The sequence below is a fragment of the Paenibacillus sp. Soil522 genome (assembly GCF_001428245.1).
In the GTDB taxonomy this organism is placed as follows: Bacteria; Bacillota; Bacilli; order Paenibacillales; family Paenibacillaceae; genus Pristimantibacillus.
The window spans coordinates 148,439-163,879 of the sequence record NZ_LMRV01000001.1 but is presented as its reverse complement, the minus strand read 5'-3'; the positions used below and the strand labels follow the sequence as shown (position 1 = coordinate 163,879).

The following is a 15,441-nucleotide window of genomic DNA, read 5'->3' as shown; positions in this document are numbered from 1 at the left end:
GCACCCCACTACACCATCAAAATGACGATCAGCACAGCGATCAAAATACCGAGACTTTTCCACATCTTCTCATAACGCCCCTGATCCTCTCTCGCTGCGTCCTCCTCGGCTTTCAGCTGCAATAACGCTAGATGTATATGCTTCATTTGATCTTCCTTATCGCTGATCCCTAGCGTCGAGCCTAGCCGAATGAGCACGGCCTGCTCGTTTTTCCGCATCGAAGTCGCTTCCCACTGTGATTTTATCGCCTGCTCCCAGCTATCACGGAAAGTAAAGCTTTCCGTTTCCCAGATACCGCTAGCCGCTTTGCGAAAAATGGACGCGAGCGGCTCTGGTGCAGCTGCTGCTGTTCTCTCCAGCGCCTCCGGCAAAGGTGTGTGGCCATAGCCGATTTCCGTCTCCAGCCGCTGCAGCGCATGCGCGAGCTGCCGCAGCTGCCTTGGTCGCTCGGCGAATTTTGCTGCTTGCTGGAAGCCGATCATCGTGCCTGCAAACAAGATTAGAACCGCGCCTAGCAGCTTGATCACGGGTCATCAGCTCGATGTCGCCCCGAGAATGCATGCATCGTATCTGCGGCTGAGCGGGATGCTGACGGATGCTCGCGGCTGGAAGCCCGTAGGGCGATTGCTTCCGCAGGCACCACGCGGTGCATGATGCCCTGGTCGGTGCGCTTTAGCTCAACGACGTACGTAAATGCTCCTTCTTCAAGCAGCTTCAGCAGCACGGGCCTGCCTCTTGCATCCTGCAAATCGTAGGCATGTGCAGTTGCGACGACGCTGATGCCCGCATGACTGGCCTCACGAATGGCTTCGCCGTCCTCCGGCCTGCCGATCTCGTCGGCAATCAGCACCTCGGGCGACATGGAGCGCAAAAGCATCATCATGCCTTCCGCCTTAGGACAGGCATCCATCACATCGGTTCGCGGGCCTACGTCGAATGTCGGGATGCCGCGGACGCAGGCTGCAATCTCCGACCGCTCGTCGACGATGCCGACCTTTCTTCCTTGCCAGCCGCTCGCTTCCAGGGTCGGCCACAAGCCATAGCTGACGGATCTGGCTATGTCCCGCACGAGCGTCGTTTTACCTTGCTGCGGAGGAGCTAATATAAGCGTCGAATGCAGCGTTTTTCTAGTACGGTCGATCAGCTTAGGCAGCAGGTGGGCGCTAGCGCCGATCACTTCTCTGGCTACCCGGATATTGAAAGCGCCAATATCGCGAATGCCCCGTACAACACCGCTGTCGAGTATAGTCCTGCCAGCCAGTCCAATACGATGACCGCCCGAGACGGTGATAAAGCCTCTGCGGAGCTCCTCCTCCATGGCGTACAAGGAATAGTTGGTAATGCGTTCGAGCAGCTTGCGGCATGTATCTGCCGATGGCTTGTATGCTCCGTCGGCAGCTTGGCGCAGCGACCCGTCAATCATCATAAATCGAGACTGCCCCCGAAACCCTAATTCAAGCGGCCGTCCTTCTCGAATCCGTATTTCCTCTAGCTGCTCCTGCATAGGTTCAGGAAGCCGCTCCAGCAGCGTCTTTAGCTCCAAAGGCAGTAAGTGCACGATGCGTGCCAGCATGCCATCATCACTCCCGGATGTTTGTCCTTCGTAGTTCCTATTTGTATGCTTTCGATGCGAAAATATGTCTGCCCCGTTCATCGTTTGCTAGATTTACAATCTATTATTTTTTCATAATACCGATCATCAGGCAGATGACGCCGGCACCTACCCATAGAAATTTAGAAGGCGACAGCTTGTCGGAAATTCCGACGAGTCCAACGGTAGTCGTCGCAACAAGAATGAGCGGACCTACTAAAGCAAGCGATGAGTTAACGACCAGCGCTCTGTCGATTTGGTTCAACCGGAGCATCAGCAGCGCGGCGCAAATTTCGATGGTGCCTGACATAAGCCGTAGTGACGCCATGGTCAGTACAATTTTATTAAGCACGATATTAAATGACCTCCCTTCGCAATCCAGCTTGTTCCTTATTCATATGCACGCTTGTCTGTCTTTCATGCCGGACACCTGCCCATAGGAAGACGCATATAGTAAAGGATTGAGCTTAGGAAAGGCGGTATATCCAACATGCAAGTGCAGGTTATATCAAGTGTGAATGAAGCCAGCTCCGCTAAATTTCATCATAAGACGGCTATTATCATCGACGTGCTGCGGGCGACAAGCACAATCATAACGGCAATCGCAGCTGGCGCATTATGCGTCATCCCTGCTGAAACCGTAATGGAGGCAAGGGCGCTTCAGCGTCCGGGAGATTTGCTTGGAGGCGAACGATTTTGCCGAAAAATCGCCGGCTTTGATCTGGGCAACTCGCCGGATGAGTACACCGAGCAGGTCGTCGCAGGCAAAAGAATTGTGCTAACGACTACGAACGGCACAAGGGCGATCCATAAATCGATGCGGGCGGATCATGTGCTTACCGCATCGCTGCTGAATGCGGAGGCCTGCGCCCGCGTGGCTGCCGAGCTTCGGCGCGATGTCGTTATTTTGTGCGCGGGAAGTCATGATGATTTTGCGATTGAGGATGGCTTATGCGCCGGGCTTGTGCTTGATAAGCTTCATAGCTTAAGCCAAGTTACCGTTGAAATGGACGATTTTGGCACCGCCATGCTGGCGCTGTACCGAAATCGGTCGGCTCAAGTAAAAGAGACAATAATGAATGGAATGACGGGAAAAAAACTAATGAAGATGGGGATGAAAAAAGATATTGAGGCGTGCTCCGCCATCGATATTTACCATGAGGTTCCGAGATTGAATGGAGATCAGCTAACAAGATCCTGATCGCTTGCGCACTAAAAAAGGCACGTTCCGTCAGTACGGAAAGTGCCTTCTCTTTAGCCTATTCTATTAACGGCGTTCCTGAGGACCGCCTACAAACGCCTGCACTTCGGTATCAAGACCGTAAGCAGTATGAAGCGCACGCACAACGTCGCTCAAAGGCTCAGCCGTAATCACGCAAGAGCATTTGATTTCAGAGGTGCTTACCATCTTGATGCTGACGCCAAGCGATGAAATCGTTGCGAACATTTTCGCTGCAACACCCGGATTGCTGACCATGCCTGCGCCTACGATGGATACCTTCACAAGGTTTGATTCTGAAGTAGTCTCACGGTATGGCACCTTGCTGCGGACACCCTCGATAACCGAGATCGCCTTATCCTTGTCGTCGCCGGAGAGAGTGAAGGAGAAATCGGCCTTACCGTCCTGCACACCGCTTTGTACGATAATGTCGACATCGATGCCGTTGCTTGCCAGTGCACCAAACACATTGGCAAGTACGCCCGGTACATCCTCAACACCCATAATGCTAATTCTAGCTACATTTTTGTCAAACGCGATGCCGCGAACGACCACGCCTTGCTCCATGACCGCTTCCTCCTTCACACTTGTACCTTCGTTTTGGGTAAAGCTTGAACGCACAACAAGCTTAACATTGTTATGCTTAGCGTATTCCACCGCACGCGGGTGCAATACAGCAGCTCCCAAATTAGCGAGCTCAAGCATTTCATCATACGAAATCTCGTTTAACTTACGTGCATTTTTTACGACGCGGGGATCGGTTGAATAAATGCCGTCCACATCCGTATAAATCTCGCAAACGTCTGCTTTCATCGCGGCTGCCATTGCAACTGCCGTCGTGTCAGAGCCGCCGCGGCCGAGTGTCGTAATTTCACCGTCTTCCGTCATCCCTTGGAAACCTGCAATGATGGCTACATTGCCCTGCTCCAGCGCTTTAAATACGCGCTCAGGGTGAATGTTCGTCATCTTCGCCTTGCCATGCACCGCTTCTGTGCGGATGCCTGCCTGCCAGCCGGTAAAGGATACGGCCTTAGCTCCAAGCTGGTGAACGGTCATCGACAGCAAAGCTATCGATATTTGCTCTCCAACCGTTAATAGCATATCCATTTCCCGCGCCGGCGGATTTGGATTAAGCTGTTTCGACTGATCGATTAAATCGTCTGTCGTATCTCCCATGGCAGAAACGACGACAACGATATCGTTGCCTTCCTGCTGCCTGTCAATTATTCTTTTCGCTACGCGCTGCATCCGCTCCGGCGTTCCCACGGAGCTGCCGCCAAACTTCATCACTATCAACGACAAAGCTGATTCACTCCCAACCCTGACATGTACATACAAGACAATATTATAACACAACAGACGGTCCCTTGGGTATATCCGCCTACAAAAAAACCGTCCGAGTTGCATCGGACGGTTGAATTAAGCTGCTTACTAAGCGCGCGAGATGTATTTGCCTTCGCGAGTATCGATGAGCAGAACGTCGCCTTCGTTTATGAACAGTGGAACTTGAACGTTCAGGCCGGTCTCAACCTTAGCCATTTTCGTAGCGCCTTGTGCCGTATTGCCTTTCACACCCGGCTCTGTTTCAATAACTTTCAGCTCAACGCTGTTTTGCATTTGAATACCGAGAATTTCGCCTTGGTAGCTTGAGATGTTAACGTTCATGTTTTCTTTCAGAAAGTTAAGCTCCCATTCCAGCTGTTTCTTGTCCAAGTTAAATTGGTCATACGTTTCATTATCCATAAACGTGTACTCCGAACCGGAGTTGTACAAATATTGTACTTCACGGTTTTCGATAATCGCGCGTCCGATGCTCTCGCCCGCACGGAACGTTTTCTCAACAACGTTACCATTGCGAAGGTTTTTCAGCTTGGAGCGAACGAAAGCCGCGCCTTTACCCGGCTTAACGTGTTGAAAGTCTAGAACGGTGAAAATATCTGAGTCTACTTGCACGGTCAAGCCTGTTTTAAAATCGTTTACTGAAATCATTGCTGATTCCCTCCTGAATGAATAGTCCTAACCCAGAGTGATCAAGTCCTTCGGGGATGAGGTTAATATTTTAATACCGGTTTCCGTAATAACGATATCATCCTCTATGCGCACGCCGCCGAAGCCAGGTACGTATATGCCGGGTTCAACCGTGACCGTCATGCCGGGGGTTAAAATCGTTTCGCTTAATTTGGACAATCTCGGCGCTTCATGAATTTCCATGCCGAGTCCATGCCCGGTTCCATGTCCAAACAGATCGCCATAGCCGTATTTCGTAATGATATCGCGAGTTAGCGCATCCGCTTCACGACCGGTCATGCCCGGCTTAATATGCTCCAGTGCATGCAATTGCGCTTCGAGAACAATATGGTAGATCTCAAGATGCTTCGCTGTTGGCGTTCCAACCACCACTGTCCGGGTCAAATCAGAGCAATAGCCATTATAGTAAGCGCCGAAATCAAGCATCACAAACTCATTATTGCCGATTATGCGATCACTGGCTACTCCATGCGGCAGCGCGGAGCGCTCCCCCGAGGCTACGATAGTGTCGAAGGAAGAGGATGTTGCGCCATGCTTTCGCATATACACTTCCATCTCAAGCGCGATTTCCGTTTCACGGACTCCCGGGCGGATCAGTTTCAAAATATGATTGAAGGTGCTGTCCGCTAGGCCCGCTGCCTCCTGCATAATTTGCAGCTCAGACTCGTCCTTTATAATACGAAGCCGTTCAACCAATCCTGAAGCAGGCTGGAGCGTGATGCCGTTCAACGTTTTCGTCCATGCCGTAAATTCGCTGTATACGACATGATCCTGCTCGAAAGCCAGCTTCGTCAGCTTGCCTTGACGCAGAAGCCCGAGAACATCCTCAAGCGGACTTGACCCGTGCTCGACGATTTGGAAGCCTGCCGCCTGCTGAGGCGCTTGCGTACGATAGCGAAAATCGGTAAGCAAATAGCTTTCGCTCAAAGTGATCAGCACCATGCCTGAAGAGCCGGTAAAGCCGCTTATGTAGCGACGGTTGTGCCCGCTTCCAATTAATATCGCTTCAAAGTGATGCTCTTCCATCAGCTGGCGCAGTCGCATTACTCTATCGTTTGGCATAACCGCTTCACCCCTTCTTATACTCATTGCGATTTTTGCAAATGACGTACGAGCGCAGTAAGGCCGAGTTCATAACTGTGAGACCCAAAGCCGGCAATTTGACCGACTGCGATTGCAGCGACGACGGATACATGGCGGAACGCTTCTCTCTTGTGAATGTTCGACATATGCACCTCGATGACCGGCAGACCCACTGTGCTAAGAGCATCGCGCAGCGCATAACTGTAATGCGTCCAAGCGCCGGGGTTAATGACGATACCGTCTGCTTTGCCATACAAACTATGTATTCGGTCAATCATTTCACCCTCATGATTCGTTTGGAAAAAGGCAAGCGTGGCGCCAAGCGCTTCGGCTTTATCCTTCAAGAGCAATTCGATCGATGCAAGCGTTTCTGTCCCGTATACCCCGGGCTCACGAATGCCGAGCATGTTTAAGTTCGGCCCGTTCAAAACAACGATTCTGTGCATATATGCGCCTCCAAGCAACCGAATCCATCATAGGTTTAAAGATCAATTGCCATTTTACCACAAATGTCCGCTCCTTGAGAAGTAGAACTCGTTACTCCGCGTTAATTGGTTCCCTCGATGCTTCGTCAGTGAACTCAAAGGTAATGGAATAACCGATAAACACGCCCCAAAGAAGAAATACGCAAATCTCGGTGTAAAGCGTATTCCAGCCTGCTATTCTAATGCTCTCCATAATGCCGAGCATCGGGCCGACGACGATAAATAGAATGGCCCACCAAGCGGCGCCGTACAAAACGCCTGGCCATGGACCGCGCAATCTGCCAAGCGCTATTGTGTAAAGTAACGATGCGGCGATTGAAAATAGTACGAATGCGCCTATCCCTACGACCTCTCCCCATCCGGTCTTAAGAAAGGAAGACCGAAAGAAAGGATCCGCCGCAAAGCCGGGCAGCACCTTCGTAAATTTCATTTCGTAAAACATCCATCGCACGATTCCCCATATAAGACCTGCGAAAAAGCCGATTTTGATCGAGTAAAGCCATGGATTTGTATGATGTTCCTGCTTGTCATGATCTTTCCGCTGCTTTTCCTTAGCCATTTGGTCACCCTCCACTATGATTTGCATTGTTGCCTGGCTTAGTATGTGAAAAAATTCCGATCCGTAACCGCTGACTTCAATAGCTGGCTTTCATTAACCCGCATTTCGCTTCCAGCATGCTGACGTTGGCAATTGACCGATAGATCAAGTACAATAGATTACAAAGTTAAAGGTACATTCGTCGTAACAGCTAAGACGATATTCCACTCAAGGAAGGTGACAAGCTCTTGCCGCAAGACTCCCGAAGTATATATGGCGGACAAGCGGTTATTGAAGGCGTAATGTTTGCTGGCAAACACGTTAACGTAACGGCTGTCCGACGCAAAAATGATGAAATCGTATTTTATGAGGTTCCCCGTACTACCAAGAGCTGGATCCAGGTTTTAAAAAAAATCCCGTTCGTCCGGGGCGTTGTAGGCATCTTGGAATCAAGCGCCAAAGGCTCGCAGCATTTGAACTTCTCTATGGAAACATACGCGGAGGATGAGGCCGGCGAAGAACAGGATACAGTTAAGGCCGTGCAAGCCGCCAAGGCGAAGGAAGAAAAAAAAACAGGCTGGAGTCTCAGTATGCTGGTCGGCGTGGCCGTGGCAGGCGTACTGTCCTTTATTTTCGGCAAGCTCATATTCACCGCTGCACCTGCAGCGATTGAAGAATTACTGTTTGCCGGGGTATTTGACAACAAGGTCGGTCATAATTTATTAGAAGGACTTATCAAAATTATTTTATTGCTCGCTTACTTATACTTCATCTCCATGACTCCGCTTATTAAGCGGCTGTTCCAGTATCATGGCGCTGAACATAAGGTAATCAGCGCTTATGAAGCAGGCGAGGAGCTTACCATTCGCAATGTGCAAAAATATAGCAGACTCCACTATCGCTGCGGCTCCAGCTTTATCGTGTTTACTGTCATAGTGGGCGTTGTCGTATACTCGCTTCCATTTTTCACATGGGATTCGATTTGGGAACGTATTTACATCCGTATTCTTCTGCTTCCACTCGTTCTCGGCATATCATATGAGGTGCTGCGCTGGACGAATGCTTTGCGTGAATTTCCTGTTCTGCGCTACCTCGGCTATCCGGGCTTGTGGCTGCAGCTGCTTACGACTAAAGAACCGCGCGACGAGCAGGTGGCGGTTTCCATCGCTTCATTTAAACGCATGCTTGAGCTTGATAGGCAAATGAAATAAATTTACGAAGAACAGAAAGGCGGTATTTACAATGAGCAGAATACCGGGCAAATGGAATGTATGGTCAATCACGTTTTTGGCGCTGCTGGTGATCGGTCTCGTATACAGCGTTATTAATAGTCCAGGCACATTTATTATTCCGATTGTAGTGCTTGGCGGTATTTTCCTGTTGTATAAATATCCGCCGTCTTTCTTAAGAGGATATGGCTCGCAGCAAAGCAGGACCTCTGTCAAACCTAGTCGTTCTGCCTCTGCCAGATCGAAGACAAACAAGACCCGCTCCAAAACCGTGCCGTTTCGCGTCATTGAAGGCGGCAAGGATGACGATGATCTGCCTAAATACCATTAACGACTAGCGTAAACGGCTGTCGCCGTCCTTTGGCGGCAACAGCTCGTTTCGCGGTGAAATATAAGCATATTTATAAATGTTAAACTTATAAATTCTTATATTTAAAAGAAAGGACTGCGGCATGTTAGCCGCAGTCCTTCTTTTTGTTGATTATTCTATATGCTATGTATCATTCATTATCCATTTCCGCACGTACGGCGCGAAGCTCGTCCATTCTTTGCGAGTCCCGGCGGAAATATTCAACCAATGTTTCAATGCATGTTATAGAATCCCAGCTTAAATGATGTTCAATTCCTTCAACATCCTGATAAATATTTTCGTCCTGTACGCCGATCGTCGTTAGAAAAGACTCTAGCAGCTGGTGCCGGTCGACAAGCCTTTTACCCATCTTCTTGCCTTTATTGGTCAGGACAAGCCCGCGATACTTCTCATAAATCAAATAATTATCTTTATCGAGCTTCTGAATCATCTTAGTGACGGAAGAAGGATGCACCTCTAGTCCTTCTGCTATGTCCGAGACACGTGCATATCCTTTTTCATCGATCAGCTTATAAATTTTTTCCAAGTAGTCTTCCATGCTCGGTGTAGGCACTGAAGAACCTCCTAACCATACTTCTTCACCCTGTTTCGCGGCGTTACTCTATGTATCATACACTGTTCGTTACGCTCACTGCAACCCGCTCTCAATCCCGAAATAGATTACGAAGCGAAAAAAACGCTTGAAAATACCCGTTTGATCAGCTCGTCTCTTCCACAAATTAACGCTCGCCTTGCAAAAACGTCAAGCCTCCTGAGTCAAGATTCGCACACCGCATTAGGCCGCCGCTAAGGCAGCAGGGGCGGGTTAACTAACGACTTCATCTTCGCACACGAGTCTATGGCATGACGGCTGGGAGAGGCGCATTACAGAGCTTATAACTCCGATAAACAAGCAGATGCGCTCCGCAAGTCTATACCGGAGCGCATCTTTAACCATTTTCCAGATGCAAAAATTGAATATTTTACTTAAAAGGCTGCGCTCTCGTATTAAAATGCAAGCCATTCCGGCGTAATGATATTCAACCAGATCGTAATTTTGGTCATTTGGTCGGTAAACAGCAAAATACCCATCAATATCATGACGGCTCCGCCAATCTTCATAACGGAAGCGGAATATTTCAAAATCCATCTTGCCGTGCCAAGGAAAAAAGCGAGCACAAAAAACGGGATGGCAAAGCCTAGCGCATAAGCTGTCGTCAATTGAAACCATGTTCCGGGTTCCGTTGCGGCCAGGCCTAATATAGCCGTTAGAGCAGGCCCCATGCATGGCGTCCAGCCTGCAGAGAAGCCGATTCCAAAAATAAAGGAGCTTATGTAGTCCGCTTTTTTCGGAATCAGATTCATTCTCCGCTCCTTCATGAGCAGCTGCGGCTGGAATAATCCGATTAGAAAAAGTCCCATCAAAATGATCAGTATTGCGGATAACTGCCTGATCAGCTGTCTGTACTCACTGAAAAACTCAGCAAACACATTCGTTCCGTAGCCTAAAGCGTAATACACCGTGCAAAAGCCTAAAATGAAAAACAGCGTATGCGACATCGTTCGCATACGTTTTTGTTTTGCATTCGAATTCTCCTTCAAATCCGCCACTGAAATACCCGTAATATACGATAAATATGAGGGGTACAGAGGCAAGCAGCAAGGCGAAATAAACGATGCAAAGCCGGCGCCGAAAGCGAGCCAAATGTTAATGTCTGACAAAACCTTTCACCCCAATCCGAATCAACTGCCTGCCCGCACCCCGCGACGGAACACGAGCAGCAAAAGCAGCACGGCAATAAGCAGTAAGACGATCGTACCGCCAGGCGCTAAATTCCATATTCCAGCGATAAGAAGCCCCATAATAACGGCCAGCTCACCGATGATGACGACAATAATGACGCTCTGGCGGAAGCTGCGGGCAATAATCAGGCTGCATGCAGCCGGTATCGTGAGTAAGGCCGAAACAAGCAGCGCACCCACGATTTTAATAGATACGCTAATAATCAGTGCAGTAAGCACGCTTATCATAACATTATAAAATTTCACGGGCAAGCCGCTTACCGCAGCCGCATCCTCGTCAAATGTAATAAGGAAAAGCTCCTTGACCTGCAAGCGAATCGCCGCGAGTACGATGATCGTAACGCCGCCAATAACGTATAGATCGGTATTATTCAGGGTATAAATGCTGCCGAATAAATAACTGTTCACATTGTTGTTAAAGCCTTTGCCCATCGTAAATAGAAGCGATGCAAGCGCGACCCCGCCCGACATAATAATTGCAATGGAAAGCTCCGCGTAAGTTTTGTAGGCTTTTCTAAGCTTCTCGATAGCGAAGGATGCAGCTATGGCGAACAGCAAACCTACCGCAATCGGATAAACGCCTATAAGGAAGCCCAGCGCTACGCCGGCAATGGAGACATGAGATAAGGTGTCGCCAATCATAGACAGTCTGCGCAGCACAAGAAATAAGCCCATCAGTGGAGCGGTTATGCCAATCAGCAAACCGCCAATAAGGGCTCTTTGAAAAAACTCACTCGTTACGATCTCCAACTAAAACAACCTCTTTCCTGCTCTCCATTTGTTCCCTTAAACCTTTTAAACTGTGCGCCAGGTCATTCTCCACGCAATCCTGCGTTTCGTGCGAATGCTTAATATGAAACTTGAGCTTCCCGTTCGCTGACGCAGGATCTTGACCAAGATATGAACGTATCATTTCCAAATCATGGGAAACCATCAGGAACGTAATATTATGATGCTGGTGCATATGCTTGATCATATGGAAGAAGCTCTCCTGCGTCTCCGTATCAATGCCCACCGTCGGCTCATCCAAAATGAGCAGTGATGGATTGTTAATCAGCGCTCTAGCCAGGAAAACACGCTGCTGCTGGCCGCCCGAAAGCTGACCGATGCGCTTATCCTTTAAGTCATCGATGCCCATCGCATGAAGCGCATCCTCGCATTTTTTAAAATCCGCTTTGTTCATTTGCTTAAATAGCTTGCTTCGCCCATAAAGCCCTGACAGCACCACTTCCCGCACAGTGGCCGGAAACAACGGGTTTAGCGTGTTTTTCTGCGGAACATAGCCAATGCGCTCCCATTGCTTAAACTTGTCTATTTTCTCTCCAAATAAACGAATCGTGCCGCTAGTCGGCTTCAACAAGCCAACGATCATGCGTAGCAGCGTCGTTTTTCCCGCACCATTCATGCCTATTAAGCCGATGAAGTCCCGTTCCTTCACCGCAAAACTAAGATTCGAAATGACAGTCTGATGTTGAAAGGAGAAGGAGACGTCCTCCAATGAGATCACCTCTTGGTGGCAGCTAGCGTCCGCATTTATTATTCGATTCGATTGCGCCATAATTTCTCTCCTCACAGCAATACGGAGCTGAGTCAGCTCCGCAGGTTTGCCTTTTGTTCTATTGTAATGCTTGCACAAGATTTTGCAAGTTTCTCTCCATCAGCGTGAGGTAGGTTTCTCCCTCTTTAGCTTGATCCGGCGTTAAGCCTTCAAGCGGATTAAGCACCATGGTCTTCACGTCGGCCTCGCTTGCAAGCGTTTGTGCCAGCTGGTCGGATACTAACTCTTCGAAGAATATATATTTTACGTCGTTCGCCTTAACGAACTTCGCAATGTCCAGCAAATCCTGCGCACGCGGCTCGGCGTCCGGGCTCAGTCCCATAATGGAAATTTGCTTTAAGCCATAGTCACGTGCCAGATAACCGAAGGCTTGGTGCGATGTCACGATGTTTTTATTCGTCGTTTGCGCAAGCTTAGCCGTATAATCCGCATCGATAGCTTCCAGCTTCAATTTAAGCGCAGCAAAGTTTTTCTCATAATCCGCTTGATTTGCGCTATCTGCTTCTACCAAGCTATTTTTCACATTTTCCGCCAGAGTTAGAGCTGATTTCGGGCTAACCCACGTATGCGGATCTATGCTGCCGTGCTCGTCAGCATGTTCTTCTTCTTGCCCATGCTCTTCTTCATGTCCATGCTCTTCTTCCGTACCTTCAATAAGCGAAATCCCATCGCTGATCTCTTTCGTTACGACCGTGCTGTCCTTCGACAACCCTTTCAGAAAATCGTCTACCCAGCCCTCTAACCCTGCTCCATGATACAAAAACATCTGCGCTTTCGAAGCAGTGTCCAAATCACGGCTCTTCGGCGTCCAGTCGTGAGGCTCTACGCCGGCAGAAACTAAATTTACCGCATTTACATGCTCTCCGCCGATTTCAGCAGCTAGAAAGTATAGCGGATAGAAGCTGGTAACAACACTAATCTGATCTTTTGCTGCATTGTCAGTTGCGGCGCTGCTGTCAACATTAGCCGGTGAATTCGCGTTGTTCGTATTATTGCCGCAAGCTGCCGTAAACAACAGCATTGCAGTTAAGAGCAGCATGAACGCCATCAAGCGTACCGATGATTTCGAATCTTTCATTTCGTTTTTCTCTCCATTCTTATTCCGTTCTTTTTCGTAATCGTTATTATTACGTTTTGTATTATACGACGCAATGAAATAGACTGTCAACTATATTCATTCGTATAAGATAGTCATCATGCAGATTCATAAGCTGTAAGCAGCTTCGATGTATCGGACTCTGATTACTTGTATTGACCAAAAAAGATGGAAATATGATACGGAGGCTGCTGCAGGTGCAGATCAGAGCATCATGACGGGCCGGAAAAAATAGAGATGCCCCGTAAGTCATCTCGACTTCCGGGGCATCTCCTGATTCAATCATTCGGCAACGATATATCCGTTATTTCACGACCGCACCATTTGGCATGCCGTCCGGCACCGTAGCCAGCGTTAGCTGATCACCATGCGATGCAGCGAGTATCATGCCCTGCGACCATTCGCCGCGCAGTTTAACCGGCTTCAGGTTCGTTACGCAAATCACTTTGCGGCCAACCATTTGCTCAGGCGTGTAAAATTTGGCAATTCCGGACACGACCTGACGCTGCTCGTAGCCAAGATCAAGCTGCAGCTTGAGCAGCTTGTCGGCTTTGTGCACAGGCTCTGCCGAGATTACCTGAGCAACGCGCAGCTCGACTTTTGCAAAGTCATCAATCGCAATTTCTTCCTTTGTCTCTACTGCCGCCTGCGGAGCTTCGCCCTGAGCCTTCTCATCCGAATTCGATGCGGCTGCCTGATCCGCTGCTTGCTCAGTCTGCGCGCCGCCACCCATTTCAGCAGCGATAAATGCCGCTTCCTCCGCCGTTTCAAGACGCGGAAATAAAGGCGAGCCTTTGCTTACTTTCGTTCCGCCCGGCAGCGAGCCGAATTGCTTGGTGCTCTCCCATGACGTCAGCTCGCCTTGCTCCAGGCCAATCTGCTTCCACATTTCACGAGGGGAATGCGTCAAGAACGGTTGAAGCAATATCGATACGATGCGCAGCGATTCCGCCAAATGGTACATGACCGATGCAAGCTCGTCAGTCTTCGACTCATCCCTGGCAAGAGCCCATGGCTGTGTCTCATCGATATATTTGTTCGTACGGCTTACAAGCTGCCATAACGATGCGAGCGCCACCGAAAATTCCATGTTTTCAAGCGCAGCTTCTACCTGCGCGATCGTTTCGACCGTAAGCTTCTGCAAGGAATCGTCGAAAGCTGTTACAGAGCCCGCGAAAGAAGGAATAACGCCATCAAAATATTTATCGATCATCGCAATCGTCCGGTTGAGCAAGTTTCCAAGATCATTTGCCAAGTCAAAGTTAATCCGCTCGACGAAATTTTCCGGCGTAAATGTTCCGTCTGCTCCGAACGGCACCTCACGCAATAGATAATAACGGAGTGCGTCTAGTCCGTAGCGATCGATTAACATAACCGGATCAACAACATTGCCCTTGGACTTTGACATTTTACCATCCCTCATCAGCAGCCAGCCGTGCGCAAACACCTTCTTCGGAATAGGCAAATCAAGCGCCATCAGCATGATCGGCCAATAAATGGTGTGGAAACGAACGATTTCCTTCCCGACCAAATGCACGTTGGCGGGCCAGAAATCGCGGTACTTCAGATCATTTCCTTCATTGCGGTAGCCTAGTGCCGTTATATAATTCGACAACGCGTCGATCCATACATAAATGACATGCTTAGGGTCTCCCGGAACTTTTACGCCCCAATCAAAAGTCGTACGCGATACGGCCAGGTCCTCCAGACCAGGCTTAATGAAATTGTTGATCATCTCGTTCTTGCGTGATTCCGGCTGAATGAAATCCGGATTGTCCTCATAATATTGCAGCAGACGATCCGCATATTTGCTCATGCGGAAAAAATAACTTTCCTCCTTCACAAGCTCAACCGGGCGGCCGCAGTCCGGACATTTGCCGTCATCAAGCTGACGCTCGAGAAAAAACGACTCGCAAGGCGTACAGTACCAGCCTTCATAGGTGCCCTTGTAAATATCGTCCTGCTCTAGAAGCTGAGCAAATATTTTCTCCACTACAAGCTTATGGCGCTCTTCCGTGGTGCGAATGAAATCATCATTGGAAATTTCAAGCTTTGCCCATAAATCCTTAATGAGGGCGACGATATCGTCAACGAACTGCTGCGGGGTTTGATCCTTTTCCTTTGCCTTTCGCTCAATCTTCTGCCCGTGCTCATCCGTTCCCGTCAAGTACCATACATCATACCCGCGAAGACGCTTATAGCGCGCCAATGCATCTCCGGCTACCGTCGTATAAGCATGACCGATATGGAGCTTATCGCTTGGATAATAAATCGGAGTCGTAATATAAAACGTATTTTTTTTCGTCAAAAGAAATCCCCCTATTCCATTTTCACTGCAAAAAAACGCAAAAAACTCCCGTCCATCATGGGACGAGAGTTAGAACTCACGCGGTACCACCCAAATTTCAATCACGAAAAACCAGTTAAACAGGCTTTCCGGGAAAGCTTCGTGTGCCGCCTAC

At 49.0% G+C, this 15,441-nt stretch carries 17 protein-coding genes; 3 read left to right on the top strand and 14 right to left on the bottom strand.

Annotated features, from left to right (window positions below; all coding sequences use genetic code 11):
- Window positions 1-8 precede the first annotated feature (8 nt).
- The 3 genes from spoIIIAB to ASG81_RS00770 all read right to left on the bottom strand — a co-directional run bounded on the left by spoIIIAB (window position 9) and on the right by ASG81_RS00770 (window position 1,943).
- The gene (gene spoIIIAB, locus ASG81_RS00780; RefSeq protein ID WP_056627676.1) at window positions 9-527 is read right to left on the bottom strand and encodes a stage III sporulation protein SpoIIIAB; all 519 of its coding nucleotides are present in this window, start codon (window positions 525-527) and stop codon (window positions 9-11) included.
- Window positions 524-1,573 carry a stage III sporulation protein AA gene (gene spoIIIAA, locus ASG81_RS00775; protein WP_056627674.1) on the bottom strand — a complete coding sequence of 350 codons (1,050 nt, stop codon included), beginning with the start codon at window positions 1,571-1,573 and terminating at the stop codon, window positions 524-526. The genes spoIIIAB and spoIIIAA overlap by 4 nt, the downstream gene beginning before the upstream one ends.
- Window positions 1,574-1,676: 103 nt before the next feature.
- The gene (locus ASG81_RS00770; RefSeq protein ID WP_056627671.1) at window positions 1,677-1,943 is read right to left on the bottom strand and encodes a YqhV family protein; all 267 of its coding nucleotides are present in this window, start codon (window positions 1,941-1,943) and stop codon (window positions 1,677-1,679) included.
- Between the two features lie 138 nt (window positions 1,944-2,081).
- On the opposite strand from ASG81_RS00770, the gene ASG81_RS00765 reads away from it, so the two are divergent.
- Window positions 2,082-2,792, top strand: coding sequence for a 2-phosphosulfolactate phosphatase (locus ASG81_RS00765; protein WP_056627669.1), 711 nt, complete (start codon window positions 2,082-2,084; stop codon window positions 2,790-2,792).
- 66 nt (window positions 2,793-2,858) lie between these two features.
- On the opposite strand, the gene ASG81_RS00760 is transcribed toward ASG81_RS00765, so the two are convergent.
- The 5 genes from ASG81_RS00760 to ASG81_RS00740 all read right to left on the bottom strand — a co-directional run bounded on the left by ASG81_RS00760 (window position 2,859) and on the right by ASG81_RS00740 (window position 6,965).
- The gene (locus ASG81_RS00760; protein ID WP_056627667.1) at window positions 2,859-4,112 is read right to left on the bottom strand and encodes an aspartate kinase; all 1,254 of its coding nucleotides are present in this window, start codon (window positions 4,110-4,112) and stop codon (window positions 2,859-2,861) included.
- A gap of 129 nt (window positions 4,113-4,241) precedes the next feature.
- Window positions 4,242-4,799, bottom strand: a complete 558-nt coding sequence (gene efp, locus ASG81_RS00755; RefSeq protein ID WP_056627660.1) for an elongation factor P — start codon at window positions 4,797-4,799, stop codon at window positions 4,242-4,244.
- Between the two features lie 27 nt (window positions 4,800-4,826).
- Window positions 4,827-5,900, bottom strand: coding sequence for a M24 family metallopeptidase (locus tag ASG81_RS00750; RefSeq protein ID WP_056627658.1), 1,074 nt, complete (start codon window positions 5,898-5,900; stop codon window positions 4,827-4,829).
- Between the two features lie 23 nt (window positions 5,901-5,923).
- Window positions 5,924-6,367, bottom strand: coding sequence for a type II 3-dehydroquinate dehydratase (aroQ, locus tag ASG81_RS00745; protein ID WP_056627655.1), 444 nt, complete (start codon window positions 6,365-6,367; stop codon window positions 5,924-5,926).
- 91 nt (window positions 6,368-6,458) lie between these two features.
- Window positions 6,459-6,965: a YqhR family membrane protein gene (locus ASG81_RS00740; RefSeq protein ID WP_235548691.1), complete on the bottom strand. Its 507-nt coding sequence runs from the start codon at window positions 6,963-6,965 to the stop codon at window positions 6,459-6,461.
- Window positions 6,966-7,192: 227 nt separating this feature from the next.
- Here ASG81_RS00740 and ASG81_RS00735 point away from each other — a divergent pair, with 227 nt between their 5' ends.
- On the top strand, window positions 7,193-8,155 hold the full coding sequence (locus ASG81_RS00735; protein WP_200961396.1) for a DUF1385 domain-containing protein: 963 nt from the start codon (window positions 7,193-7,195) through the stop codon (window positions 8,153-8,155).
- A gap of 31 nt (window positions 8,156-8,186) precedes the next feature.
- Window positions 8,187-8,504, top strand: a complete 318-nt coding sequence (locus tag ASG81_RS00730; protein WP_056627647.1) for a hypothetical protein — start codon at window positions 8,187-8,189, stop codon at window positions 8,502-8,504.
- Between the two features lie 169 nt (window positions 8,505-8,673).
- Here the strand turns inward: ASG81_RS00730 and mntR are convergent, their stop codons facing one another.
- From mntR to metG, 6 genes are all read right to left on the bottom strand, one after another.
- The gene (mntR, locus tag ASG81_RS00725) at window positions 8,674-9,096 is read right to left on the bottom strand and encodes a transcriptional regulator MntR (RefSeq protein ID WP_056627644.1); all 423 of its coding nucleotides are present in this window, start codon (window positions 9,094-9,096) and stop codon (window positions 8,674-8,676) included.
- A 434-nt stretch (window positions 9,097-9,530) separates the two neighbouring features.
- Window positions 9,531-10,244 carry a cytochrome c biogenesis CcdA family protein gene (locus tag ASG81_RS00720; RefSeq protein ID WP_056627640.1) on the bottom strand — a complete coding sequence of 238 codons (714 nt, stop codon included), beginning with the start codon at window positions 10,242-10,244 and terminating at the stop codon, window positions 9,531-9,533.
- 21 nt (window positions 10,245-10,265) lie between these two features.
- Window positions 10,266-11,075: a metal ABC transporter permease gene (locus tag ASG81_RS00715; protein ID WP_056627637.1), complete on the bottom strand. Its 810-nt coding sequence runs from the start codon at window positions 11,073-11,075 to the stop codon at window positions 10,266-10,268.
- Window positions 11,056-11,883, bottom strand: coding sequence for a metal ABC transporter ATP-binding protein (locus ASG81_RS00710; protein WP_056627634.1), 828 nt, complete (start codon window positions 11,881-11,883; stop codon window positions 11,056-11,058). The genes ASG81_RS00715 and ASG81_RS00710 overlap by 20 nt, the downstream gene beginning before the upstream one ends.
- A 58-nt stretch (window positions 11,884-11,941) precedes the next feature.
- Window positions 11,942-12,961, bottom strand: a complete 1,020-nt coding sequence (locus ASG81_RS00705) for a metal ABC transporter solute-binding protein, Zn/Mn family (protein ID WP_056627631.1) — start codon at window positions 12,959-12,961, stop codon at window positions 11,942-11,944.
- Between the two features lie 322 nt (window positions 12,962-13,283).
- Entirely contained in the window at window positions 13,284-15,287 is a 2,004-nt protein-coding gene (gene metG / locus ASG81_RS00700; RefSeq protein ID WP_056627629.1) for a methionine--tRNA ligase, read from the bottom strand.
- Window positions 15,288-15,441: the final 154 nt, after the last annotated feature.